The 26,579-nt window shown below is 51.6% G+C and carries 22 protein-coding genes and 1 tRNA gene; 16 read left to right on the forward strand and 7 right to left on the reverse strand.

The features are described from left to right. The first annotated feature begins 74 nt into the window (after positions 1-74). The 3 genes from NW211_RS04470 to NW211_RS04480 all read left to right on the forward strand — a co-directional run bounded on the left by NW211_RS04470 (position 75) and on the right by NW211_RS04480 (position 2,925). Positions 75-551 carry an Lrp/AsnC family transcriptional regulator gene (locus tag NW211_RS04470; protein WP_087408328.1) on the forward strand — a complete coding sequence of 159 codons (477 nt, stop codon included), beginning with the start codon at positions 75-77 and terminating at the stop codon, positions 549-551. A gap of 352 nt (positions 552-903) precedes the next feature. Further along, complete coding sequence (gene trpS / locus NW211_RS04475) at positions 904-1,962, forward strand: tryptophan--tRNA ligase (RefSeq protein ID WP_087408329.1); 1,059 nt, start codon at positions 904-906, stop codon at positions 1,960-1,962. Between the two features lie 18 nt (positions 1,963-1,980). After that, positions 1,981-2,925: a cation diffusion facilitator family transporter gene (locus NW211_RS04480; RefSeq protein ID WP_258327052.1), complete on the forward strand. Its 945-nt coding sequence runs from the start codon at positions 1,981-1,983 to the stop codon at positions 2,923-2,925. A gap of 90 nt (positions 2,926-3,015) precedes the next feature. On the opposite strand, the gene dprA is transcribed toward NW211_RS04480, so the two are convergent. Both dprA and NW211_RS04490 read right to left on the reverse strand, forming a co-directional pair. Next, positions 3,016-4,113 (reverse strand): DNA-processing protein DprA, encoded by a 1,098-nt coding sequence (dprA, locus tag NW211_RS04485; protein WP_258327053.1) that lies wholly within the window; start codon positions 4,111-4,113, stop codon positions 3,016-3,018. Between the two features lie 27 nt (positions 4,114-4,140). Continuing rightward, positions 4,141-4,548 carry a thioesterase family protein gene (locus NW211_RS04490; RefSeq protein WP_258327054.1) on the reverse strand — a complete coding sequence of 136 codons (408 nt, stop codon included), beginning with the start codon at positions 4,546-4,548 and terminating at the stop codon, positions 4,141-4,143. Between the two features lie 77 nt (positions 4,549-4,625). Here NW211_RS04490 and NW211_RS04495 point away from each other — a divergent pair, with 77 nt between their 5' ends. The 9 genes from NW211_RS04495 to NW211_RS04535 all read left to right on the forward strand — a co-directional run bounded on the left by NW211_RS04495 (position 4,626) and on the right by NW211_RS04535 (position 15,174). Then, positions 4,626-5,828, forward strand: a complete 1,203-nt coding sequence (locus NW211_RS04495) for a C45 family peptidase (protein WP_258327055.1) — start codon at positions 4,626-4,628, stop codon at positions 5,826-5,828. Positions 5,829-6,349: 521 nt separating this feature from the next. Continuing rightward, positions 6,350-6,781, forward strand: coding sequence for a hypothetical protein (locus NW211_RS04500; protein ID WP_258327056.1), 432 nt, complete (start codon positions 6,350-6,352; stop codon positions 6,779-6,781). Positions 6,782-7,077: 296 nt separating this feature from the next. After that, positions 7,078-8,364 (forward strand): site-specific integrase, encoded by a 1,287-nt coding sequence (locus tag NW211_RS04505; RefSeq protein WP_258327057.1) that lies wholly within the window; start codon positions 7,078-7,080, stop codon positions 8,362-8,364. Positions 8,365-8,433: 69 nt separating this feature from the next. Further along, positions 8,434-9,729, forward strand: coding sequence for a YhcG family protein (locus tag NW211_RS04510; RefSeq protein ID WP_258327058.1), 1,296 nt, complete (start codon positions 8,434-8,436; stop codon positions 9,727-9,729). Between the two features lie 7 nt (positions 9,730-9,736). Continuing rightward, on the forward strand, positions 9,737-10,756 hold the full coding sequence (locus NW211_RS04515; protein WP_258327059.1) for a hypothetical protein: 1,020 nt from the start codon (positions 9,737-9,739) through the stop codon (positions 10,754-10,756). A 223-nt stretch (positions 10,757-10,979) separates the two neighbouring features. After that, positions 10,980-11,288 (forward strand): DUF3853 family protein, encoded by a 309-nt coding sequence (locus tag NW211_RS04520; RefSeq protein ID WP_258327060.1) that lies wholly within the window; start codon positions 10,980-10,982, stop codon positions 11,286-11,288. A 14-nt stretch (positions 11,289-11,302) separates the two neighbouring features. Further along, entirely contained in the window at positions 11,303-12,379 is a 1,077-nt protein-coding gene (locus tag NW211_RS04525; protein ID WP_071150059.1) for an AAA family ATPase, read from the forward strand. Positions 12,380-12,584: 205 nt separating this feature from the next. Further along, positions 12,585-13,544, forward strand: a complete 960-nt coding sequence (locus tag NW211_RS04530; protein ID WP_258327061.1) for a toprim domain-containing protein — start codon at positions 12,585-12,587, stop codon at positions 13,542-13,544. A gap of 226 nt (positions 13,545-13,770) precedes the next feature. Beyond that, on the forward strand, positions 13,771-15,174 hold the full coding sequence (locus NW211_RS04535; protein ID WP_258327062.1) for a mobilization protein: 1,404 nt from the start codon (positions 13,771-13,773) through the stop codon (positions 15,172-15,174). Positions 15,175-15,476: 302 nt separating this feature from the next. Here the strand turns inward: NW211_RS04535 and NW211_RS04540 are convergent, their stop codons facing one another. The 5 genes from NW211_RS04540 to asnA all read right to left on the reverse strand — a co-directional run bounded on the left by NW211_RS04540 (position 15,477) and on the right by asnA (position 18,807). Next, positions 15,477-16,067, reverse strand: a complete 591-nt coding sequence (locus NW211_RS04540; protein WP_144025062.1) for a hypothetical protein — start codon at positions 16,065-16,067, stop codon at positions 15,477-15,479. Then, the gene (locus NW211_RS04545) at positions 16,057-16,473 is read right to left on the reverse strand and encodes an RNA polymerase sigma factor (protein WP_375379572.1); all 417 of its coding nucleotides are present in this window, start codon (positions 16,471-16,473) and stop codon (positions 16,057-16,059) included. Before NW211_RS04545 ends, NW211_RS04540 begins: the two co-directional genes overlap by 11 nt. Positions 16,474-16,523: 50 nt before the next feature. Further along, on the reverse strand, positions 16,524-17,381 hold the full coding sequence (locus tag NW211_RS04550) for an alpha/beta fold hydrolase (RefSeq protein WP_258327063.1): 858 nt from the start codon (positions 17,379-17,381) through the stop codon (positions 16,524-16,526). 165 nt (positions 17,382-17,546) lie between these two features. Next, positions 17,547-17,620: transfer RNA gene (locus tag NW211_RS04555), tRNA-Asp, on the reverse strand. A gap of 152 nt (positions 17,621-17,772) precedes the next feature. Beyond that, positions 17,773-18,807 (reverse strand): aspartate--ammonia ligase, encoded by a 1,035-nt coding sequence (asnA, locus tag NW211_RS04560; protein WP_087408335.1) that lies wholly within the window; start codon positions 18,805-18,807, stop codon positions 17,773-17,775. Positions 18,808-19,132: 325 nt separating this feature from the next. Here asnA and NW211_RS04565 point away from each other — a divergent pair, with 325 nt between their 5' ends. The 4 genes from NW211_RS04565 to NW211_RS04580 all read left to right on the forward strand — a co-directional run bounded on the left by NW211_RS04565 (position 19,133) and on the right by NW211_RS04580 (position 26,326). After that, a complete protein-coding gene (locus NW211_RS04565; protein WP_258327064.1) occupies positions 19,133-20,101 on the forward strand; it encodes a DUF2156 domain-containing protein in 969 nt (322 codons plus the stop codon). A gap of 315 nt (positions 20,102-20,416) precedes the next feature. Further along, positions 20,417-22,954, forward strand: coding sequence for a zinc-dependent metalloprotease (locus NW211_RS04570; protein WP_258327065.1), 2,538 nt, complete (start codon positions 20,417-20,419; stop codon positions 22,952-22,954). 54 nt (positions 22,955-23,008) lie between these two features. Continuing rightward, entirely contained in the window at positions 23,009-24,256 is a 1,248-nt protein-coding gene (hflX, locus tag NW211_RS04575; protein WP_087408338.1) for a GTPase HflX, read from the forward strand. Between the two features lie 66 nt (positions 24,257-24,322). Then, on the forward strand, positions 24,323-26,326 hold the full coding sequence (locus NW211_RS04580; protein ID WP_258327066.1) for a DUF4954 family protein: 2,004 nt from the start codon (positions 24,323-24,325) through the stop codon (positions 26,324-26,326). Positions 26,327-26,579: the final 253 nt, after the last annotated feature.

The raw sequence follows: 26,579 nt of genomic DNA on the forward strand, positions 1-26,579 counted from the left end.
CGAAACCTGTAAATTTATTACTATCTTTGCTCTCAAAATAATAAAACAGTTGTAAAAAATCGAAAAAAAGAACCATGGGACATCATCAGTTAGACGAATTGGACTATAAAATTTTGAAACTCATTGCAGCGAATGCACGCATTCCTTTCCTCGAAGTGGCACGGGAGTGTAATGTTTCGGGAGCCGCCATTCATCAGCGGGTACAAAAATTGACCAACCTGGGAATCCTCAAAGGATCGGAATACATTATAGACTCAAACAAGATCGGGTTTGAAACGTGTGCCTATATGGGGTTCTACCTGAAGAATCCGGGCGACTTCGAGCACGTGGTGGAGGAGTTGCACAAAATTCCCGAGGTGGTCGAGTGCCATTTCACGACCGGACAGTACGACATGTTTATCAAACTGTTTGCCCGGAACAACCAGCACCTGCTCGAGATTATCCACACCAAGCTGCAACCCATCGGGCTGTCGCGCACCGAGACGTTGATCTCTTTCCGCGAGATATTCCGTCGCCAGCTTCCTATCGACGAGGTGGAAGACCTGGATTGAGAGCGTCAAAAAAAAGAGTTGAGCGAAATTGAATATACGAGCCCGGTTACACTCCACGGAGAGGAGTTGAACCGGGCTTTGTTTTCGCACACAGCCATTCCGGATTCTGCCGCTCCGCTGGTTGTGTTCCCCTCTGTCAAACAGGGACTCGGTAGTTTGTGCGGATAGTTGTGATTTTTTACTCGGGCGATAAACCATCTTACCGCTATTTTTGTACCTTTGCGGGAGTGTGTTGCCGGGCCCCGTACGGGCTGGACCTCGGAGCGAATCAAACGCCCGGGCGATAAGTCTGCAGCCGCCTCGGAGAGGCATCTAACGAATATAATGATAAGGATATATATTTGTACGAGAAATGAAAGAAGTTGTAGTTAGTGGAATACGCTCCACGGGAAATTTACATTTGGGAAATTATTATGGTGCCCTGCGCAATTTTGTGAAAATGCAGGAAGAGAACAAGTACAACAGTTATTTCTTTATAGCCGACTGGCATGCTCTCACTACGCATCCCGATCCCAAGACGCTGCATGAGAATGTGCGCGACATCCTTTGCGAATATCTGGCTGCGGGGCTCGACCCCGAAAAATCGACTCTGTTTGTACAGAGCGATGTGCCCGAGATACCGGAGATGTATCTGCTGATGAATATGCACGTGGGTATCGGTGAACTGATGCGTACGGCTTCGTTCAAGGACAAGGCCCGCAAGCAACTGGGCATCAAGTCCGATAGCGATGAGGATGTGGAGCACGAGATTATCGGCAACAACACCAACAAGCGGGTGAATGCCGGATTGCTCACATACCCTACGCTGATGGCGGTCGATATTCTCATTCAACACGGTAACTATGTACCGGTAGGCAAGGATCAGGAACAACACCTGGAGCTGACGCGCCGTTTTGCCCGTCGGTTCAACTCGACCTACGGGGTCGAATATTTTGCCGAGCCGCAGAATTTCAACTTCGGCTGCGAGCCTATCAAGGTGCCTGGTCTCGACGGCTCGGGCAAGATGGGTAAGTCGGAGGGCAACTGCGTCTATCTGATTGATGACGAGAAGACGCTGCGCAAGAAAATCATGCGTGCCGTGACCGACGAGGGCCCCAAAGTACCCAATTCGCCCAAGGTAGAGGCGGTCGAGAACCTCTTCACGTTGCTCAAAATCGTCTCTTCGCCCGATACGGTTGCCTACTTCGAAGAGAAATACAATACCTGCGAAATCCGTTACGGCGACTTGAAGAAGCAACTGGCCGAGGATATTCTCAAGGTGACGTTGCCGATTCGGGAGCGCTTCCTCGAAATTCAGAACGACGAGGCTTATCTGGCCCGTGTCGTGAAGATGGGAGCCGAGAAGGCTCGTGCAACCGCCTCGAAGACCTTGCGCGAGGTGCGTGAAATTATGGGATTCAAGCCTTTCTAACCCAGATATTCCGTCGCTATGGAACATCATCACCACCATCACCCGGCCCCCGATTTGCAGAAGCTCAACCGGTCGTTTATCATCGGTATCGTGCTGAATGTGCTCTTCGTCGTGGCCGAGGCGGGAGCCGGTTTCTACTACGATTCGCTGGCTCTGCTCTCCGACGCCGGTCACAACCTGAGCGACGTGGTGAGCCTCGTCCTGGCCCTTTTCGCCTTGCGTCTTTCGCTGGTGAAACCCTCGTTGCAGTATACCTATGGCTACAAGAAGAGTACCGTGCTGGTATCGCTGCTCAATGCGGCTATCTTGTTCGTGGCGGTGGCGGTGATTCTCTACGAGAGTATCGACAAGCTGCGTAATCCGGCGCCGCTCGACGGTAGTGCCATTGCCTGGGTGGCTGCAATCGGTATCGTGGTCAACGCCTTTACGGCCTACCTCTTCTTTGCCGACAAGTCGAAAGACCTGAACGTCAAGGGGGCCTACCTGCACATGGCGGCCGATACGCTGGTGTCGGTGGGTGTGTTGATTTCGGGTGTAGTGATTAAATACACGGGTTGGAATATCATCGACCCCATTATCGGTATTGTGGTGGGTCTGGTGATTCTCTACTCCACCTGGCATCTGCTGCAGGAGAGCCTGCGCCTGGCGCTCGACGGCGTGCCCGAGGGTATCGATGTCGAGCGGGTCGAGCAGGTGCTCTCGTCCGACCCCGACGTCATCAACGTGCACCATCTGCACATCTGGGCCATCAGCACTACGCAAACGGCGCTCACGGCTCATGTGGTGGTGTCGGACATCATGCGCATGCACGAGGTGAAACATCGCTTGAAACAGGCTCTGCACGAGCTGGGTATCGACCATGCCACCTTCGAACTTGAGGTTAAGGAGGAGCATTGCGACGGCCATTGCGACTGTTGCGACGGGGATACCAATTGCGACAACGACACGCAACCCTATTTGTAGCGATAGATAAAATCGAAGATACCACCGGTGGGAGGAAATCGGGCTGGCTGAGCCCCTTTTCTCCCGCTTTTTTTGTGCGTGCGATGAGGTTTACAGTTTGTAGACTCCGCCCGGCAATGCCTTGACCACCCCTTTGAACTCCAGCTCGACCAGCACCGACAGCAGTTGCGACAGCGGTTGGTTCAGCTCGACGGTCATGCGGTTTATCTGCCCCTCGCCCCGGGCCTTCAGGTAGTCGACAATCGGTTGCTCTTCGTCGGTAAGGTCGGGAAAGAGCGAGCGTTGCACCGCCTCGCGTCGGGGTACCTGCCAGCACATGGCTTCGACGAGGTCGTCGGCCGAGGTGATGAGGGCCGCCCGGTTGCGGCGGATCAGGTGGTTGCAGCCGGCCGAACTCTCGCGGTGAATGTCGCCGGGCAAGGCAAAGACGTCGCGGTGATAGCTCTCGGCAATGCCGGCGGTGATGAGGGCGCCACCCTTTTCGCGCGACTCGACAATGACTACGGCGTCGGCCAATCCCGCCACAATGCGGTTACGGGCCACGAAAAAGGCCGGATGCATGGCGTGGTAGCCGGGATACTCGGTGAGCAGTCCGCCGTGGGCAACCATCTCGGCCGCCGTGTTGCGGTGGCTCGAGGGGTAGATGTGGTCGAGCCCGTGAGCCAGCACGGCTACCGTGTCGAGCCCCTGCTTCAGGGCCGCGCGGTGAGCACAGATGTCTATGCCGTAGGCCAGTCCGCTCACGATGACGAGATGGGGAAAACGGGCTGCCAGGTCGCGAATCATCGCCTCGCAGAAGCTGCGCCCGTAGTCGGTGGCCCGGCGGGTACCCACTACGCTCACCACCTTGGCGGCGTTCAGGTCGGCCGTACCCCGGTAGTAGAGCAGCGGCGGCGCATCTATGCAGTCGACGAGCCGGTGCGGATAGGCGGGGTCGGTAAAGTAGAGCGGGGTGATGTTCCCCTTCTCGATAAACTCCATCTCCTGTCGGGCTGCCTGCAGGGCTGTGCGGCGGGCATCGTCGTGGAGTATTCGCCCCGTGATGCCCGTCATCTGTTGCAGTTGGGCCTCGGGCAGTTCGAAGAACAGAGCCAGGCTGTCGACCGTCTCGTGGATGTGCTGGGCCAGCGACTTGTTCATGCCCTTGATGCGCGAGAGCGCGATGCGGTAGAGAAGCTCTTGTTCCATGATGAGGGGGAATGATTGGTTGGTCGGTTACTCTTGTTGCAGGAATCGTTCGAAGTAGGGTACAAACTCCTCGCCGCGGGTGATGCGTCCCTGTGTGGTGCACACCGTCTCGACCACCGCCTTGATGCACAGTTCGCCCGATACCTTGTAAATATCCTGGTAGAAGACAAACTTGATGCCCTCGCGGCGCATGTAGAGTTTGCTCACGAAGCGGTCGCGGCTGCGCAGCGGTATCTTGTAGTTGATTTCGATACGGTTCACTACCGGGTCGATGCCCCGTTCGCGCATCTCGACGAACGAGATGCCCGCAGCCGCCAGAAACTCGTGGCGGGTGTGCTCGAGATAGTGCTGGTAGTTGGCGTTGTTGACGATGCCTTCCATGTCGCACTCGTAGTCGCGCACCTGCATCTCCAGTTCGAAAATATATTGTGACATAATCTTTCGGTATTTGTTCTTTGCAAACTTACGGAAAAAATGAAGAATTTTCCCTATGTTTGTAAAAAATCAAAGCCATGTGTAGACGGTTGTTTCTCCTCATTCTCTTGTGTGTGGTGGCCGGGATGCCGGCCTGGGCCTGTACCTCGGCAGTCGTTTCGGGGCGGGTGACCCCCGACGGACGTCCGCTGTTGTGGAAGCATCGCGATGCCTCCGACCTCAACAACCGCATCGTGCGCTTCGATGCCGTCAAGGGCCAATTCTCTTTCGTGGGGGTGGTCAACGGCACCGACACGTTGGCCCGCGAGGTGTGGACCGGCTACAACAGCGTAGGGTTTGCCGTGATGAACACCGCCTCGTATAACCTCAAGAACGACACCTCGTCGCTGGCCGACCGCGAAGGGGTGGTGATGAAGCGGGCCTTGGCCGTGTGCCGCACGGTCGACGACTTCGCCCGCCTGCTCGACGAGTGGCCCCGGCCCATCGGGGTGGAGGCCAATTTCGGGGCCATCGATGCCGAGGGGGGAGCCGCCTATTTCGAGGTGAACAACTACGAGGTGACCCGCTACGACGTGGCCGACGCTCCCGATGGCTATCTGCTGCGCACCAACTATTCGATGTCGGGCCGCCCCGACGAGGGGTTCGGCTATATCCGCTACGACAATGCTGCCCGACTTTTTGCCCCCGTGGCAGCACAAAAGGCCATTACTCCCGAGTGGCTCACCGGCGTCTGCTCCCGTTCGTTCTATCATACGTTGCTGGGTCGCGATTTATCGGGCGACAACTGGGCGGTCGATCAAGATTTCATTCCCCGGCGCAGCACCTCGGCCTCGCTGGTGGTCGAGGGGGTGAAGCCCGGCGAGTCTCCGGCGTTTACGACAATGTGGACCGTACTGGGATATCCTCCCTGTTCGGTGGCGTTGCCGGTGTGGCTCGGCTGCAACAGCGGCGTGCCTGCTTTGTTGCAGGCCAGCGGCGACACATTGCGTGCCCCCTTGTGCGAGTGGTCCAATGCGTTGAAGCGCGAAGCCTTCCCTATCGAGCGCGGCAGCGGGTCGCACTACCTGCACATGGCACGCCTCTTCCGCCCCGATGGTAGCGGCATGACCCAACAACTGCTCGGTCTCGAGAAGGAGGTCTATGCCCAAAGCCGCATCCTACTCGACGGGGCCCGCCGCTCCGGCTCGTGGAACGACCGGCAGGTCGAACGCACGATGACCCGCATCGAGCAACAAGTCTCGGCCTTTTTTCAGAAAATGTTGAACAGCGGGAGCCGATAAATCTCTTTCCCGAGAATATTCCTTTTTGTAGACCGTCCCGCCCGGATATTCCTGGATACCACATCCGTGGTGTGGAATGACAGACAAACCGTCCTCGCGTAGCGCGGTATGTCTGCAGTATGTCACCCCGCACTCGATGCGGGGTCCAACCCCGGGCTGCAAACGGGGAAATGCCGCAGACAGTATTCTCTGGATTCCGCATCACGGTGCGGAATGACCAAACCGCCGTGTCGTAGCGCGGTATGACATACGATGTAGAGAACTCCCAATTACGGCTTGTTAATCCACAAAGAGGCACTTCTTTTACAGCAGGCAGATACCAGCCTGTGACACCATTGGTATTGTCTATGACACAGAGCCCTCGGAATAAAAAGTAGTGTCCGCCATGCAGTATTTTTGCATTTTGGGTATTTAATTATATAGAGAATAGAGTTTATATGGAATAAGGAACAGGAGTATTGGTTGTCAACGTCATAAAAACTTTATTCAATATATTGTTTAATAGTCAAAATTTATAAAGGATGAAGAAAAAAGACTTTCTCAGAATGCTGTTCATGGCATTCCTCTCTGTTGTGGGGCTGACCGCTTGCGGCGATGATGACGGAGATAATTTGACAATGATTGCTGGAACGGAATGGTATGGTAGCCATGTTGTCATCACGACAACTGATGAGGGTGGGGAGACAACACATACGGCAATTATAGGATTTATATTTTCCGAAGATGGAAAAAGTTGTATTATTGAAACGGGAATAGAAACGCTTATGTCGGCTAACCGGGTTACCAAATATGTGAATTATTCCCCCTTGGCACACTCCGTAACTTTGACCGAATCGCCCAATTCGTCCACAACAGAATATCACTGTGTGATTGAAGGTGAATTTATGCAAGTGCAGCGTTGTGTGGATGGCAAACTATCGGATAAAGTTATCAAATTATTCAGAAAGAAATAAAAGAATGGAGCCTAAAGTTTTTCTTGGAATGCTGCTTATGGCATCGCTCCCGGCCCCCTCTCGAGCGACCCCGGTAATGGAAAACACAAAAGCGCCGAGACCTTGATTGATCTCGGCGCTTTTGCGCGGTGCGGACGGGACTTTAACTTACACAATCAGGAAATCTCATAAAAACACAATATATTGGTAATAACCAACTTATTATAGATTGACTATATTACTAAATATCATTAAATGTCTTTTGCTGTTTCAATTATTGGGTGTATATTTGGGTGTTGATTTTAATACACCCAGCTATGAATATCAAGAGAAACATCATCTTTTCATTGGAAAGCCGGAAGAAGAACGGAGTGCCAATCGTGGAGAATGTCCCCATCCGTATGCGTGTGGTTTTCGCCAGCCACCGTATCGAGTTCACAACTGGCTACCGCATTGATGTCGCCAAATGGGATGCCGACAAACAACGGGTAAAGAACGGCTGCACCAATAAGCTGAAGCAAAGCGCATCGGAAATCAATGCGGACTTGCTGAAATACTACACCGAAATCCAGAATATATTCAAGGAGTTTGAGGTGCAGGGATTCATGCCGACTACCGAGCAGGTAAAGGACGCATTCAACAGATTGCACAATGAAAAAAAGGAAGATGGGGAACAGGCTCCGGTGGTATTTCTGCCTTTGGAGGTATTTGACGAATTCATCAAGGAGTGCGGCACGCAAAACGGCTGGTCTGATGCTACCTATGAGAAATTTGCCGCAGTCAGGAAACATCTTGAGAAGTTTGACAAGGGGCTAACATTTGAATCGTTGGACGAACCCAAGCTGACAAAGTATGTGAATTTCCTGAAAGACACCGAAGATATGCGGAACACGTCCATCATGAAACAGGTCGCTTATCTGAAATGGTTCCTGCGCTGGTGCACCAAGAAAGGGTATTGCATGAACAATGCCTATGAAGATTTCAATCCAAAATTGCGAAGCACACCGAAAAAGGTGATATTCCTCACTTGGGAGGAACTGAACAAACTCAAAAACTATCAGATACCTGAAACCAAGCAATATCTTGAACGGGTGAGGGATGTCTTTCTGTTCTGTTGCTTTACCGGACTCCGGTATTCGGATGTACATAATCTGAAGAAAAGCGACATCAGGGACGGATATATAGAAATCACCACCGTAAAGACCGCCGAAAGGCTTATCATCGAGCTGAACAACCACAGCAAGGCGATACTGGATAAATATAAAGATGTGGAGTTTGAGGGGCATAAGGCTCTCCCGGTCATCAGCAACCAAAAGATGAACGATTATTTGAAGGAGTTGGGCGAGCTTGCCGAAATCAACGAGCCAGTAAGCGAGACCTACTACAAAGGGAGCAGACGCATAGACACCATTACGCCCAAATACGCATTACTGGGCACCCATGCCGGGAGAAGGACTTTCATCTGCAATGCCTTGGCTCTCGGCATTCCGGCTCAGGTGGTCATGAAATGGACAGGGCATAGCGACTACAAGGCGATGAAACCCTACATAGACATCGCCGATGATGTGAAAGCCAATGCGATGAATAAATTCAACCAACTATAAAAACAATCAGCAAGTTTCACGGGATGCCTGTTATTGGGCTTATCTTTGTAACTTTCAATACATACAACAATGAGCAACAACGATAACAATATAGAGAAAAGAAGTTTCGAGGCTTTTGTCAATGCCATCGGGTCAGAAATAGAGCAGGCGCAAGTCCGGCTCATCAGTGCAGCCAATGCGCAGATGCTGTTCCACTATTGGAAGATGGGCAATTATATCCTGTACCACCAGAACCGACAAGGCTGGGGCGGCAAGGTCATCAAGAAACTGGCGCAGGCGATACGGTTCAACTATCCTGAAAAGAAAGGGTATTCGGTCAGAAACTTGGCTTATATGTGCCAGTTCGCACGCTCCTATCCATTGGGCGCATTACGGAGTTTTATAGAAACCGATACGAAATTACTTACTCCAAGTGTGCAGAAAATCACGGATGAACTTCAAAGCCTGAACAATATGACATTTGCGCAAGAGCCTCTTGCGCAAATTCAATCTTCAGACAACAAGGAAGTTGCAATTGTGCAAGAACCTCTTGCACAAATTCAGGATGTAGCCCAAACAGTCGCTGCCGCTTACCAAATAGCGATTGAGGACATAGAAAAACTGTTCCTGGCATCACCTGTTGCAAGAATCAATTGGGCAAGCCATGTGATTCTGCTGAACAGTTCCCTTCCGTTGGGTGTCGATTACTGGTATATGAAGCAATCCGTGGAAATGGGTTGGAGCAGTAATACTCTTAAAACGCAGATTGAAAGCAAATTGTACGAAAGGCAAATCAACAGCCACAAGGTCAACAATTTTACCGCCACGCTTCCTGCACCTCAAAGCGGCCTTGCCAACTACCTGTTGAAAGACCCGTATATCTTTGACTTGGCAGGAGCCAAAGAACGTGCGGACGAAAGGGACATAGAGGAACAGTTGGTAAAGCACGTCACCCGATACTTGTTGGAGATGGGCAACGGATTTGCCTTTGTCGCAAGGCAGAAGCATTTCCAGATTGGCGACAGCGATTTTTATGCCGACTTAATCCTGTATAACATAAAACTTCATGCCTATGTGGTTGTGGAACTGAAAGCTACCCCGTTCAAACCGGAATACGCCGGACAGTTGAACTTCTACATCAATGTGGTGGATGACAAACTGAGGGGAGAGAACGACAACAAGACCATCGGGCTGCTGCTATGCAAGGGCAAGGATGAGATTGTCGCACAATATGCGCTGACAGGCTATGACCAGCCTATCGGCATCAGCGACTATCAGCTCAGCAAGGCTGTGCCGGAAAGCCTGAAATCGGCGTTGCCGAGCATTGAACAGGTGGAAGAAGAACTGACGATGCTTCTTGACAATGAAAAGAACAAACAAAAGTAAGACACCTATGGCAGACAAGATACAGACGATGATTCCCCGATACGGGGAACTTAACAGAATATACAGGGACTATATAGACAATCGCGTTTTCTCTTTTGACAGGCAAAAATTCATTTCCGATTTCTGTCAGGAATACAATGACATGAAGTCTTTTGAGGCTGCCATCCTTGAACTAGTGCTTGACAGGCAAAAAGAACAATACACCTTGATACTCAACAGCCTGAAAACCGAAATAGAAAAGAGCATACAGGCTTATGAGGTGTGCCCGTTGAGTGATAGTGCCGTAGAGCGTGCTTGCTATCGACACATGGAAAGGTATTCCTTTGAAATTGAAGCCCAACTGGATGTAACAAGGAGCCTAAGCAAACCGCTGAATGAAGCCAACAACAGGTATGATTCCATTGGCTACAGGGAACATACTGCCGAAGAGGAAAAACAGGCTGAAAAAAAATATGAACGCTGCAAGGCTGAATATGACAAGGAAAGAGCCAGACTGAATGAACTCTATGACCAGCAAAAGGCAGCAAGGAAAGAGGCATTCCAATATATGAAGAACCGTTGTGAGGACATGTACCGTCAAAGCTGCCTTTTTCTGGCTATATTGAAGAAATACATTCCTGACGGGAAACGACAGGACGAGCCGGGCAAGCCAATCAGTCAGCAGGAAACGGCGGATGAACAACAAGAGTATTTCAGCATGAAATTGCTTTCGCTCATTCATGAGGTATGTGTTGGAGAACAGTTCGAAGAAATTTCCGCACCGGATTTCTATGCCAATATGAACCTGCACCCCTGTAACTGCAAGCTGAAAATCAAACCGAGAGAGAAAATCCGTGTATGCTATCTGATATTCCTGATGGGCGAGAAACTCTCCAAGCAGGACAGGGACAAATGGAAAGCTGGAATACTGGAATTGCTGGGTATTGATGACAGCTACTACAAGTCAAAGTACAAGGAGCCGGTTTCTGATTTCCCCAGTGACAGCAACCAGAATTTCGCCAAGGAAATGGAACATATATTCAGATAATCCGTGATATATCCTGATTCTTTACGAAAGTTCCACTTTTACCACTCAAATTAATTTTTGAGTGGTATTTTTATTTTCTGATATTCAATAAGATACAACGAAATTCGGATTATATCATCCCCATCCTTACCACCAGTATCCATATCTAATTTTGCATCGTTCGAGAACAGAAATAACAGCCAGTGCGCAGGGCTGATTGTTTAACGACTAATTAGATTGGACTATGACAAATATCCAAGAATTATTATCCAAACCCGTCTGGCAGATGACAGGCGAAGAGTTCATCATGTTAAGCAGGCACGCATCCGGTCAGCCGGAAGCGCAGCCACAGCCCGTAACGGACACAAACAGAAAGTATGTGTACGGAATACCCGGCATAGCCAGACTGTTCGGATGCAGCCTGCCCACCGCCAATCGCATAAAGAAAAGCGGAAAAATAGACAAGGCTATCACCCAGATAGGGCGCAAGATTATCGTGGATGCGGAACTTGCCCTTGAACTGGCAGGGAAGAAAACAGGCGGACGCAAGTAACGGGAGGAATTGCTATGGACTATATGAAAGACATCCGGGAAATATCGGACGAACAGGCGGTAATCCTCTGGCAAGCCTCACGGCTTAGCCTGTCGGGAAAATACGAGAAAGCGCCAGAAATCCTCAGCGTGAAAGGTTCTGTAATCGGCACGTTGGGAAATTTCAGTGCATCCATCGGCAAAGCCAAAAGCAAGAAGACATTCAATGTGTCGGCTATCGTGGCTGCGGCTTTGAAGAACGGCACGGTGCTCAGGTATGCGGCTGAACTTCCCGAAGCCAAGCGGAAAGTGCTGTATGTCGATACGGAGCAAAGCCCCCACCACTGCCTGAATGTGATGGAACGCATCATGCGCATGGCAGGGCTGCCCGATGACAGGGACAACGAGAACCTTGAGTTCCTTGCCCTGCGGAAATATACGCCGGAGCAACGCATAAGGATTGTCGAACAGGCAATCTATCATACACCGAACCTCGGTATGGTGGTGATAGACGGCATCCGTGACATGGTGTATGACATCAACAGCCCCAGCGAATCGACACGCATCATATCGAAACTGATGCAGTGGACGGACGACAGGCAGATACATATCCACACGATACTCCACCAGAACAAGGGGGATGAGAACGCAAGGGGACATATCGGCACGGAACTGAACAACAAGGCTGAAACCGTACTGCTCGTTGAAAAGGACAAAAGTAACGGGGACATCAGCAAGGTTTCCGCCATGCACATCCGTGCGATGGACTTCGAGCCGTTTGCCTTCCGCATCAATGAAAGGGCATTGCCTGAACTGATGGAGGATTACCAGACAGAAGCCAAAGCGCCCGGCAGACCCCAAGGCGAAAGGTTTGATGCCTGCAAGGACATTTCCGAGCAACAACACCGGATAGCACTGGAAGCAGCATTTTCGTTGCAGGACGAATACGGATATAAGGAACTGAGCAAAGCATTGAAAGAGTCGTATGCCTTGGTGGGTGTTCCGTTAAGCGACAACAAGCTGGTTAAACTCATCACAGTGTTGAAGAACAAGCGGATGATAGTGCAGGAAAATGGCAGGAAGTACAGATACGAACCGGATTTCCACTATTGACACGCTTCCTGCAATCACTTCACTTTATTCTCCGGGTCTATATATTAGGATAAAGCGAAGTGGTTGCAGGAGCGCATCAAACCGCTTCACTTTAAGCCGTATCCTATATATACGACAATAAAGTGAAGTGGTTATACAGCCAGTAACCTATAAACAGATACTGGCGAAAAGAAAAACAAACAATAACCGATAAAGACAATCATTTATGGACATACAGACAGCAAAACAAATCAGGCTGGAAGAATACCTTCACAGCTTGGGATATAGCCCGGTGAATCGGCAGGGCATCAATCTATGGTACAAATCACCGTTCAGGGAAGAAACCGAAGCCTCGTTCAAGGTGAACACCGAGCGGAACCAATGGTATGATTTTGCGCTCGGCAAGGGCGGCAACATCATTGCGCTGGCTTCGCACCTCTATGCAACGGACAGCGTGCCGTACCTTTTGAAACGCATAGAGGAACAAGCACCGCACGTGCACCCCGTTTCTTTCTCTTTTCGCAAGCAGTCATTTACAGAGCCGAGTTTCCAACAGTTGGAAATCGTGCCGCTTTCTTCTCCTGCCTTGCTCGCTTACTTGCAGGAAAGGGGGATAAATCCGGCACTGGCGAAAAAAGAATGTAAGGAAGCGCGGTTTACGCACAACGGCAAACGGTACTTCGCCATTGCGTTTCCCAACATGTCGGGCGGCTATGAAATCCGCAACCGATATTTCAAGGGCTGTATCGCACCGAAGGAAATATCCCACATCAGACAGTCGGGAGAGCCAAAGGGCACGTGTTTCGTTTTCGAGGGATTTATGGACTACCTCTCATTTCTGACCCTACGGCTCGAAAGCTGTCCGCAATACCTTGAATTCGACAGGCAGGATTACATGGTTCTGAACTCTGTTGCCAATGTTTCCAAAGCACTTTATCCATTGGGAAGCTATGAGCGAATCCACTGTTTTTTTGACAATGACCGTGCAGGAATGGAAGCCCTTCAGCAAATCCGCAAGGAATACGACAGCACCCAGCATATACGGGACGCTTCACAAATCTACAGCGGATGCAAAGACCTGAACGAGTATTTGCAGAAACGCATGGCGGATAGAAAAAAGCAAATGCAATTCGTCAAAAAGAGGAATGATGCGTTACCCAAGAAACCGAAAGGCTTCCGGTTATAGCCCACTATAACTACACGCTTCGCTTACGTAGTTGTGGGCTCTCCCGAGGGGATTAGGGCTTTGCCCTAATGACCCACTCAGGGCGTTTCACCCCTGAGAACCCCGACCAAAGAGTGACCCTCTCTTTGGAAACTCCGCTTATGGGTTGCACCCCTAAGAACCCCATGCGGTTATGAGTGGAAAGCAGCAAACAAAATTAGTAATAACCGAATCAAAAAATGAAAAGATGGCAACAAAATCAAGCATACATATCAAACCTTGCAACGTGGCATCAAGCGAGGCTCATAACCGGAGAACTGCCGAATATATGCACAACATCGGCAAGTCCAAAATCTACATCGTGCCCGAACTTACGGCTGATAACAAACAATGGATAAATCCGGATTTCGGCAGTCCCGAATTGCAGGCGCATTATGAGAACATCAAACGCATGGTCAAGGAAAAGACTGGTCGTGCCATGCAGGAAAAGGAGCGTGAACGCAAAGGGAAGAATGGCAAGATTATCAAAGTGGCAGGGTGTTCACCCATCCGTGAAGGAGTATTGCTCATCAGACCGGACACCACTTTGGCAGATGTGCGCAGGTTTGGCGAGGAGTGCCAAAGGCGTTGGGGTATCACACCGCTTCAGATTTTCCTGCACAAGGACGAGGGGCATTGGCTGAACGGCCAGCCTGCACCAGAGGACAGGGAGAGTTTTCAAGTAAACGAAAGATGGTTCAAGCCGAATTACCATGCCCATATCATATTTGACTGGATGAACCACGATACAGGCAAGAGCCGTAAACTCAATGACGAGGATATGACCGAAATGCAGAGTTTGGCATCCGACATCCTGCTGATGGAGCGTGGACAGTCAAAGGCCGTAACAGGCAAAGAACATCTGGAGAGGAACGATTTCATCATTGAGAAGCAGAAAGCCGAATTGCAACGCATGGATGCTGCAAAGCGGCACAAAGAAGAACAGATAAATCTTGCCGAACAGGAACTCCGTCAGGTGAAATCGGAGATACGCACGGACAAGCTCAAAGGTGCAGCCACCGATGCCGCTACGGTCATAGTAAGCGGAGTGGGTTCTCTTTTCGGCAGCGGAAAAATGAAGAAACTGGAACTATCCAATGAAGAATTGCGTCAGGAAATCGCTAAACGGGACAAAGGAATTGATGACTTGAAAGCCCAAATGCGGCACATGCAGGAACAGCACGGCAGGCATATACGTAATCTGCAAGGAATACACAATCAGGAGCTTGAAGCCAAAGACAAGGAAATATCACGGCTGAATGCTATTCTTGAAAAGGCGTTAAAATGGTTTCCGATGCTCAGGGAGATGTTGAGAATGGAAAAGCTGTGCGCAGCCATCGGCTTCACCAAAGAAATGATAGAGAGCCTCCTGACAAAGAAAGAGGCTATCAGGTGCAACGGCAGGATTTATTCTGAAGAACACAGGCGGAAGTTTGATATCAAGAATGATGTTTTCAAGGTGGAAAAGAATCCGACCGATGGCAGCAAACTGGTATTGACAATCAACAAGCAACCGATTGGCGAATGGTTCAAAGAACAATGGGAGAAACTTCGGCAAGGTTTGCGGCAGTCAGCGGAAGAGCCAAGAAAAAGTAGAGGATTCAAGTTATAATTCCGTTCTATATTTCGAATTGGGGTAATCTTTTCCACGACATAAGAAAAAAGAAGAAATATAATGTTTATCTTGTAAGTGAAGATGTAGGAAATTTTCATACTGATGCAAGAGATAGTATATGGTTCTCACGCATATAGCTTGGAATGCTATTATTACATCTGCATCAAAGGTTTCCTACGACCTTCACTTAGACGTGGCATAGTTGGCTCACACTGTTTTCATTACATTACAAATTTACGTCCAGCAAAGTCAATGGGAAAGTATCTGTCTTTTTATTTGTTTGCCCCCAAAGACAATAACTATTCTAATAGCTGTTCCCTATGACTTTCAATGTACCTCATAAAGTCGTAGAACTTGTGATTGCGTTTTCTTATTATACGCGGTCGGAACACAAACCAGTTTAGAGCAATCCACAGCAACAGAATAGAATAGGCAATTATCCCCCAATAAAATGAATGGAAAAATGTATATTCATATCCATAGAGTGCAAAACCAATTGACAAAAAGAAAAAATATAAGTTCAAGATAAGATGCTGCTGTCTGTATTCTCGCTTTTTTATTCTTAAAAGATTATCTATATAGTCAATATTGGTACTATCAATTTTCAGTCCATAATAAAGCCGAAGAAGTCTGCCGTAGGATAAAGCCGGCAGCATAAAGCCTATGGACAACAAAGTAATGCCCACTTTGGTGACCGTCAGCAAGGGTGTCCAACATATCCAGATAACCGCTCCAAAGACAATGGCTAATATCATAAGCGTAATGACGGCATAAGCCTCTCCGATTCTGCGTAATCTGAAACATTTTATCTTTTTGCGTATGGCAGACAAATCTGCAGCAGGTGCCTGCTGTCCTTTCCATAAGGATTTTATATCTATATCATTCATCATTATTACGTATTTTTTTTGCTAATGTGGATTTTATCCGGTGTATCTTTACACGTACATTTGCTTCCGACAGGCCTGTGATTTGAGCTATTTCCGCTTGTTTCAACTCTTCGAGATAAAGTGAAATAACCAAGCGGTCCATTTCCGGAAGCTCGGCTATGGCTTCATACAGAATTTTCACCTGTAATGAATTATCGCTCGGCTCTTTAGCAAACAGGTTCAATGGGACTTCTGTTTGAGAGATACGATTCTGACGCTCTCTTTGGCGCAAACAAATGTTTGTGGCAATACGAAAAATCCACGTTCCTACGGATGATTCACCTTTGAAAGTGGGAAGATATTGCCACACACGGACAAAGACATCTTGTGCCAAGTCTTGCGCCAAAGAATAATCATTGAAATAGCCCATACATAATCGGAAGACCTTATCCCAATAGACCTTATATAAATACTCGAAACTCACGGTCTGTCATTTAAAAAGTCCATAATCTGTTGTATATACCATTCCCAGTCATCAAACATAATGAAATGCAATCCTTTATTCGCGTATTCCAACCGGATGTTCGGCAGATTGCCAAACTGTTGCTCAATCATAGGAGCTATTTTCTTAAAAGGATACTCCAACAAAACTAATGTTGAAACGGAAATGTTTGGTATAATGGGTCTTAAATCTATGTTGGAATACTCATAATACATATGGGCATAAGTCGTTCTGTCAGATGACAAGCTCCATTTGACGAGATTGTCATACCGAAGCGAATCGCTCGTAAGCGATGTTGCGCTGATATAGGCTTGCCTGTAAAATTGCCCCTCATCTATCTTGTGCATTTGAGATTCAAACTCGTTGAACTCTTCGGGAGCAATCTTTTTACTCTGAAAATCGGGATTATAAAGAGCCGCCAAACAAGGAAGTGCATCTACAACGACAATGCCTTTGACTAAATTTGGCTGGCTTGATGCTATATAAAGAGCTAAGCCACCGCCCATACTATGACCTATGAGTATAGGATTTTTTATATTTTCTTTTTGAATGAACTCAATAATCTGTTTTGCCCAACTATCAAAGGACGGATTCTTTTCGGGAGGAATACCTGCAAATCCAGGCATCGTTAGAATGTAACAACTGTAATTGTTTTGTAAGCTATCAACCGTCTGTTCCCATACTTCACCAGAACACGCGAAACCTGGAATCAGAATAATGGCTTGTTTCCCATCACCTACACGTTGCACAGAAAAAGATTGAGCAAAGCTCGTATCTATGATTCCCAATAACACTGCACACAGCAGCCCGATTTTACAAATTAAATTCTTCATCATTTTATTCTTTTTCCATTTAGATACGAAACTATGTGGAATGTTACAGAATCAAGTGTCTTTTTCGCTCGGCGTTTTTCCTAAATAATACAAAAACACCCGACTTTACATTCTTGGGTGTAAAGTCGGGTGTTTGTTCTGTAGAACATTGATTCTCAATGTTTATTGCGGTGCGGACGGGACTCGAACCCGCGACCCCATGCGTGACAGGCATGTATTCTAACCAGCTGAACTACCGCACCAGTTTCGTTTTGCGAGTGCAAAGATAGAACGCTTTTTTCAATTCTGCAACTCTTCGTTCCAAAAAAAATCGAATTATTTTTTTGCTTCTGTGGCCGGGGGTTCGTACGGTTGTATGGAAAAATCTCATTATCAATCGAAAGCGTGGGGGCGATTACAACAGGTGAATGTTGTGCCGGGCGCACTCGGCTATCTGCTCTTCGGGCCAGATGCTGGCCTGCACCTCGCCGATATGGGCTTTCTGGAGCAGAAACATCGAGAATCGCGATTGCCCGATACCGCCGCCTATCGAGAGAGGCAGTTCGTCGTGGAGCAGGGCCCGGTGGAAATTGAGTTGTGCCCGCTCGGGGCAACCACAGATGTCGAGCTGGCGGAGCAGCGCCTCCTTGTCGACCCGTATTCCCATCGACGAAAGTTCGAAGGGTATTTCCAGCACGGTGTTCCACAGGATAATATCGCCGTTCAGCCCCAGGTAGCCGTCGCTGTTGGGGGTGGTCCAGTCGTCGTAGTCGGGGGCGCGGCCGTCGTGTCGGGTGCCGTCGCTGAGTTGTTGCCCGATGCCGATGAGGAACACTGCCCCGTAACGTCGGGCCGCAGCTGCCTCGCGCTCCTTGGGGGTGAGGTGCGGATACTGTTGCAGCAGCTCCTCGGTGTGGATAAAGGTTATCTCGTCGGGCAGGGTGGGGGTGATGTGGGGGAACTCTTCGTAGATGAGGGCCTCGCACTCCTTGATTACGCGGTAGATGGTGCGCACTGTTTCCTTGAGGTATTCGAGGTTGCGGTCTTCGCGGGTGATGGTCTTCTCCCAGTCCCACTGGTCGACGTAGAGCGAGTGCAAGTTGTCTAGCTCTTCGTGGGTGCGAATGGCATTCATGTCGGTATAGAGTCCGAATCCCGGGGCGATGTCGTAGGCTCCCAGTTTCACCCGCTTCCATTTGGCAAGCGAGTGCACCACCTCGGCCCGACGTCCCTCCATGGCGGCGATGGGGAACGACACGGCACGCTCGTTGCCGTTGAGGTCGTCGTTCAACCCCGTGCCCGAGAGTACAAACAGCGGGGCCGTGACCCGGCGCAGGTTCAGGGCTTTGGAAAGTCGCTCTTGAAAAGCATCTTTCAACATCTTGATGGCCATCTCGGTAGTTTCGGGCAGAAGTTTGAGTTTATAGCGTTGAGGAATGATGAGTGACATTTGGTTTTTTCAGGTTAAAGTTCAAATTCAATTAGTGCAAAATTTCTGCAAATATATATCATTTTTCTAATAATACAAATATTTATATATCAATTTGAGATGTTGAACAAGAATATTGTGTCTTTTATGAAAAAGAATGTCTATTAGTTTTAAATTTTCGGAACCAACGGGTAAAATAGATTGTTTATAAATATGTCACTAATAAAATTTATCTATTTTTGCACCGAGAAAATAGTACAAACGACCGATAACGAAGTCGCTCAGACGATTTTCGATTTTACCGAATCGTTCTTAACCTGAGCCATTTAAGTAAAGAAACAGCCTCATGGAGACAACCCGACCGGGCATCACCCCCGAATCTACACAACCGGCAACGACCGATTGCCACCTGGTATTCAAACCGATTACTCTCGACTCGCTGCACGAGATAGCACCTTACCTGACCCGACAAAGCTACCGCACTTGCGACTTCTCGATTGGCGGCATCTATATGTGGGTCGGTTATTTTGGTTACGAGTATGCCATCTGCCGCGATACCCTCTTTATCAAGGGGGGCGAGGAAGACCATCTGCAAAACACCGCTTTTGCCGTGCCGGTGGGGAGTCTCGATTTGAAAGACTCATTGCCGCTGCTGGGGGCTTACTGTCGCCAGCACGGGTTGCCGTTTATCCTCTCGGCCGTGCCTGAACCGGCGGCGCAGGCCATTGCCGAACTCTATGGTTGCCCCATCACCGAGCTGCCCGACTGGGGCGACTACCTCTACCGGGCTACCGACCTGGCTACCCTCGTGGGGCACCGCTTCAACAAGAAGCGCAACCGGGTGAACAAGTTCAAGAGCACCTATCCCGATTTCCAATACGAAGCCATCACGCCGCAGAACCTGCCCGAACTGATTGCCTTCTTCGACCGCTACATGCAGGCCTATCACAAAGACAGCGAGCTGTTTGCCTACGAAGAGAGCATGGTGGCTCAAGTGCTGCGCGAGTATGACCGATTGCCGTTCGAAGGGGGTGTGCTGCGCGTGGGGGGCGAGATTGCCGCCTTCTCGGTGGGCGAAGTGGTGGGCGATACCCTGGTCGTGCATATCGAGAAAGCCCGTAAGGAGGTGGTGGGTGCCTACGAAGCCATCAATCTGTTCTACTCGGCACAGATGGTCGAGGCTCACCCCGAGGTGCAGTACATCAACCGTGAGGACGATGCCGGCGATCCGGGTCTGCGCGAGGCCAAGTTGTCGTACAACCCCGAGACCATCCTGAAAAAGTACAACATTCCGCTCGACGACTATCTGCGTTAAAGTCTGGTTCTTGGGCCTTTCCGAGTTTTTCTTGTCATTCAACTGCCGATGCGGCGTCTCTGTCGTATCGTGCTGCGGCACGGTATGCGGGAGATACCGTCTGCGGTGTTTTTCCCTTTTGCGACACGAGGCTGGGCCTGTGGAGGATGAGGTGAACATCGGGGTATGAAGCCCTAAAAGAAGAACGAATGGCCACTAAAATAGCGGGATAGGTTGCACGCTCATTCAGTTTTTTTACGCCTTGTCACTTGTTTCTGCAGTCGGTTTGCTCTATTTTTGCACTTCAATAGAGAAGCATACACAAAAAACAGAGATATGAAGAAACTGGTATGGGCGACGCTTGCGGCCCTCCTCGTTGCCGGAGTGACCCCCGCAGATTGCTACGCCAAACGGAAAAGTAAAAAAGAGAACAAGAAAGAACAGGTGGCCGATACGACCGCCAAAGAGTCGAAATACGACAAGCTCGTCAAGGGAGCCAAGACGCAGAAGGGCATGTTCACCCTGCATCTGACCACCGAAAACAAACTGCTGGTCGAGGTGCCCGACTCGCTGATGAACCGCATCTTCCTGCTCTCGAGCCGGGTGGCCGCTACCACCGACCCCAAGCTCTTCGTGGCCGGCGAGATGACCACCGACCCCTTTATGATTCGCTTCAGCAAGAACGAGCAGACGCTCTTCATGCACCTGGTGCAGCATAGCAACATCATCGACAAGGACGACCCCATTGCTGCTTCGTTCGACAAGAACTTCGGCGACCCCATCATCAAGGCCTTCAAAATCGAGGCCAAGAACGGCAAGGACGTGGTGGTGGACATGAGCGACTTCTTCAAGACCAACGAGAAGATTATCAGCCCCATGCCCAGCAATCCCTCTTCCAAGATAAAGACGGGCACCTACACCTCGGCCAACTCCTACATTCTGGGAGCCAAGAGTTTCCCGCAGAACTGCGAGATTCGCTCGGTGCTCAGCTTCACCGGCGACAACATCTGCACCGTGACCATGCACCGCTCGCTGGTACTTCTGCCCGAGCAACCCATGCGTCCCCGTATCTACGACCGTCGGGTGGGTTTCTTCTCGAGTACCAAAAACATCTACACGAGCGACAAGGACCGCATAGACCGCACGCAATACATCCACCGCTGGAGGCTCGAACCGAAGGACGAGGATCGCGAAGCCTACTTCAGAGGCGAGCTGGTTGAGCCCAAGCAGCCGATTGTCTTCTACGTCGACAGTGCCTTCCCCGAGAAGTGGCGCGACATCGTGAAGCAAGGTGTGGAGGACTGGAACACCGCCTTCGAGGCTGCCGGTTTCAAGAATGCCATCGTGGCCCGCGACTATCCCAAGAACGACCCCGACTTCGACCCCGACGACATGCGGTACAGCTGTGTGAAATATGCCGTCACCGATATTGCCAACGCCATGGGCCCGAGCTATGTCGACCCCCGCAGCGGCGAAATCCTCACGGCCGATGTCATCTGGTATCACAACGTCATCTCGCTGGTACACAACTGGCGGTTTGCCCAGACGGGAGCCGTAGACCCGCGGGTGAGACAGGAGACCTTCGACAACGACGTCATGCGCGAATCGCTGCGCTACGTCGCCTCGCACGAGATTGGTCACACGCTGGGCCTCATGCACAACATGGGAGCCAGCTACGCCTTCACCATCGACTCGCTGCGCAGCCCCTCGTTTACTCAAAAGTATGGTACTACGCCCAGTATCATGGACTATGCCCGCAACAACTTCGTGGCCCAGCCCGGCGACTATGAGCGCGGCGTGCGGCTCACCCCGCCCATCCTGGGAGTCTACGACATCTACGCCATCAACTGGGGTTACCGACTGATTGACGGTGCCGCCACTCCGCAAGACGAGGTGGCCACGCTCGACCGCTGGATAGCCGAGAAGAAGGCCGACCCCATGTACACCTTCGGAGCCCAGCAGTACCCCGATACCTACGACCCCACCGACCAGACCGAAGACCTGAGCAACGACCACTTCAAGGCAGGCGAGATGGCCATATCGAATCTCAAGATTATCGTGAAGAATTTCGAGAAATGGCTCTTCGACGAGGGGAAAGACTACCGTACAATACGCGACGAATACTCGGCACTCGTGCAACAGTACAACCGCCACCTGCGCCACGTGGTGCCCTACATCGGCGGTGTGCTCTATACCGAGGTGCGCCAGGGCGACGATACGCTGCCCTATGTCTACCTCGACAAGGCTACCCAGCGGAAGGCCCTGAAATGGGTGCTCAACCAGGCCCGTACCTATCGCGACTGGCTCACCCCGGCCGACCTGCTGCAACGCATCGGAGCCAACGTCAACTACGCCAGCTCGATACACCGCACCCTCCCGGCCAGCCTCATCAAACCGGCTACCCTCTTCCGCATCCGTGAGGGTGGAGCCATCGACCCGGTGAAAAACTACACCGTCGAGAGCTACCTCAGCGACGTGATTGCTGAGGTCTTCAAGGCCACCTACCAGGGTCGCAAGCTCAACGACGTGGAGCGCGACCTGCAAAGCGAGACCATCGAGCTGCTCATCCAGTACTCCGATTTGCAGGGAACTCCGGTGAAGGTGAATTTGGGGACCCTGACCGACGATGTTGACCTCGAGGGGATTCCCTTTCCCTGCAGCCACGTGATGGCACACCAGGCCGAAGAGCAGTCGTTCACCCGCTTCACGCTGGGGCCCTCGATGTCGGTAGCCGAAATGGCACCCTACATGAGCGGAGCCCTCAAAAAGGTACTCACGCTCTACAAGCAGAAACGGGCCGTCACCACCGATGCTGCCACCCGCGACTTTTACGATTACCAGATTGTCACGATTGAAAAACTGTTTAACAACTAAACAAAGACCCGGCGAAAAGCATTATGTGCATGGCAGGTCTTTGGAGCATAACGCATGAAAGAATTTATCTTAACCCAAGAAGAAACCGAACGCACCGTTCTGGTGGGGTTGATTACCAACACCCAGAACGAGGCGAAAGCTAACGAATACCTCGACGAACTGGCCTTCCTGGCCGAAACTGCCGGTGCCCAGCCTGTGAAGAAGTTTCTGCAACGGCTCGACACCCCCAACTCCCGCACATTCGTCGGTGCGGGCAAGTTGGCCGAAATCAAGAACTACATCGACGAGAACGAGATAGGCATGGTCATCTTCGACGACGACCTCTCGGCCAAGCAGGTGCAGAACATCGAGAAGGAGCTGCAAGTGAAGATTCTCGACCGCACCAGCCTCATTCTCGACATCTTTGCCAAACGGGCCCAGACGGCCAACGCCAAACGGCAGGTCGAGCTGGCGCAATACCAGTATCTGCTGCCGCGGCTTACCCGCTTGTGGACGCACCTCGAGCGGCAGCGGGGTGGTATCGGTATGCGTGGTCCCGGTGAGACCCAGATCGAGACCGACCGTCGTATCATCCTCGACAAGATTTCGCACCTGAAAGAGGAGCTGAAAAGCATCGACCGCCAGAAGAGCATCCAGCGCAAAAACCGCGGCAAACTGGTGCGCGTGGCGCTGGTGGGCTATACCAACGTGGGCAAGTCGACCCTGATGAACCTGCTGGCCAAGAGCGAGGTCTTTGCCGAGAACAAGCTCTTTGCCACCCTCGACACCACGGTGCGCAAGGTGATTGTCGACAATCTGCCTTTCCTCCTCTCCGATACCGTAGGGTTCATTCGCAAACTGCCCACCCACCTGGTCGACTCGTTCAAGTCGACCCTCGACGAGGTTCGCGAGGCCGACCTGCTGCTCCACGTCGTGGACATTTCGCACCCGGCTTTCGAGGAGCAGATCGAGGTGGTGAACAAGACCCTGCAAGAGGTGTGCGACTCGGCCGACAAGCCCATGATTCTGGTATTCAACAAAATCGATGCCTTCTCCTACGTCGAGAAGGCGGCCGACGACCTCACTCCGCGCACCCGCGAAAACATCTCGCTCGATGAGCTGAAAGAGACCTGGATGGCCAAGATGCACGACAACTGCATCTTCATCTCGGCCCGCAACAAGACCAACATCGACGAGCTGAAGTCGCTGCTCTACCAGCGTGTGAAGGAGATTCACACCACGCGTTTCCCCTACAACGACTTCCTCTTCCAGCACTACGACGAGATTGCCACCGACAACAACGACGACGAAGGCGCCTCCTGACCGGGGCGCCTCTCTGCCTGAATAATTCACCGGGCTACCTCCTCCGGCCTCTTAATCTTTGCCAGTATGACGAATTATCGTAAACTCAATGACTCAGAAATCAGCCGGCTCACAGCCCAGGGTTGCGTGGCCGACGACTGGAGCCAGGTGCTTGTAGCCGAAGGCTTCGTGCCCGAAACCGTTACTCATGTCCGTTTCTCGGGGCAGGTGAAACTGGGGGTATTCGAAAAAAACTTCGCCTTGCCGGGCGGACTCACCCGACGTGCCGGGCTGTACCACGTCGCCCTGCACAACTGCACGGTTGGCAACAACACCTTCATCGAGGGGGTGGCCAACTACATCGCCAACTATCGCATAGGCGACGACTGCTACATCCAGAACGTGAACCTGCTGCTTACCGAGGGGGAGAGCTCCTTCGGCAACGGCACCGAGGTGTCGGTACTCAACGAGACGGGCGGCCGCGAGGTTCCCATCTACAACCGGCTCTCGGCACAGATGGCCTACCTCATGGCCATGTATCGCCACCGGCCCGACCTCATCGGGCGGCTCCGGCAGCTGGTGGCCGACTATACCGCCACCGTGACGAGCGACTGCGGCACCATAGGCCGCGGTGTGCATATCGTCAACACGGGGACGATACGCAATCTCTGCATCGGCGATGCCTGTCGCATCGACGGCGCCTCGCGTCTCGACAACGGCACCATCAACAGTTGCCCCGAGGCCCCCGTAACCATCGGGGCCAACGTCACCGCACAAGACTTCATCATCAGTTCGGGCGCCTGTGTGAGCGACGGCGCGGTGCTGTCGCGCTGCTTCGTGGGGCAAGCCTGCCACCTTTCGCACCTCTTCTCGGCCCACGACTCGCTCTTCTTCAGCAACTGCCAGGGCGAGAACGGCGAGGCCTGCGCCATCTTTGCCGGCCCCTACACGGTGACCATGCACAAGTCGAGTCTGCTCATTGCCGGCATGTTCTCGTTCCTGAACGCCGGCAGCGGGTCGAATCAGAGCAACCACATGTACAAGCTGGGGCCCATCCACCAGGGTGTGGTCGAGCGCGGGTCGAAGACCACCAGCGACTCCTACATGCTGTGGCCCGCCAGGATAGGGGCCTTCTCGCTCATCATGGGGAGGCACGTCAACCACCCCGATACCTCGGGTATGCCCTTCTCCTACCTGATCGAGCACGGCAAGCACTCCTACCTCGTGCCGGGGGCCAACCTCAAGAGCGTGGGCACCATACGCGATGCCCAGAAGTGGCCCAAGCGCGACCGCCGCACCGACCCCGACAAGCTCGACTGCATCAACTTCAACTTGCTCAGCCCCTATACCATCCAGAAGATGCTGCAAGGCATCGACACCCTGCAGGGGCTCAAGCAGACCTCGGGCGAAACCTCCGAGAGCTACTCGTTCCAGAGTACCACCATCAGGCACAGGTCGCTCGAGAAGGGGATACACCTCTACACGCTGGCCGTGCACAAGTTCATGGGCAACTCCATCATCAAGCGTCTCGAGGGTGCTCCCTTCGCCGACATCGCCGACCTGCACCGCAGGCTGCAACCTACCGACCCGCTGGGCTTGGGCGAGTGGGTGGATCTGGCGGGACTTATCCTGCCCAAACAGGCCGTCGAGGCCGAAATCGACCGCATCGTTGGTGACAACCGTTACACCCTCGAGCAGGCCGAAGCCGACTTCCGCGACCTGCACCGCCGCTACTACGACATGGAGTGGACCTGGGTGTGCTCGCAGATGAGCCGCTGGTATGGGAAGAGTGTCGACCGGTTCACCCCGCAGGACATTGTTACCATCGTGCGGCAGTGGAACGAGTCGGTGGTCGAGCTCGACCGTCTGCTTTACGACGATGCCCGCAAGGAGTTCTCTATGGTTTCGCGCATCGGCTTCGGTGTCGACGGTTCGGTCAGCCAGCGCGACGGCGACTTCGAGCAGGTGCGGGGCCAGTTCGAGAGTGACCCCTTCGTCCAGATGGTCTGCCGCCACATCGAGGAGAAAACCGCCCTCGGCCACGAACTCATCGGCCGGCTTGAGCGGTTGATGGATAAGTTCCCCGGATGAGGGGAGTAGCACAATACTGGTATAGGATTGTATTTCGGTTCTGATACCCGCCATCACCCGGCATAACACGGGTTACATGTTGCATCCAGTCAAGGGGCTGTATCGCCGACAGGCGATGCGGCCCCTTGTGGTATTCGTCGAGTTTTGTCGGTCGGGAAGGGGAGAGGGCGGTGATTACAGGCCGGAGAAGTTGAGGGCGCAGAAAAATCACCCGGCCGATTTTCCGTTTCAACCCCTATTTTGGTCGGTTCAC

The organism is Barnesiella sp. ET7 (assembly GCF_024733785.1).
In the GTDB taxonomy this organism is placed as follows: domain Bacteria; phylum Bacteroidota; class Bacteroidia; order Bacteroidales; family Barnesiellaceae; genus Barnesiella; species Barnesiella merdigallinarum.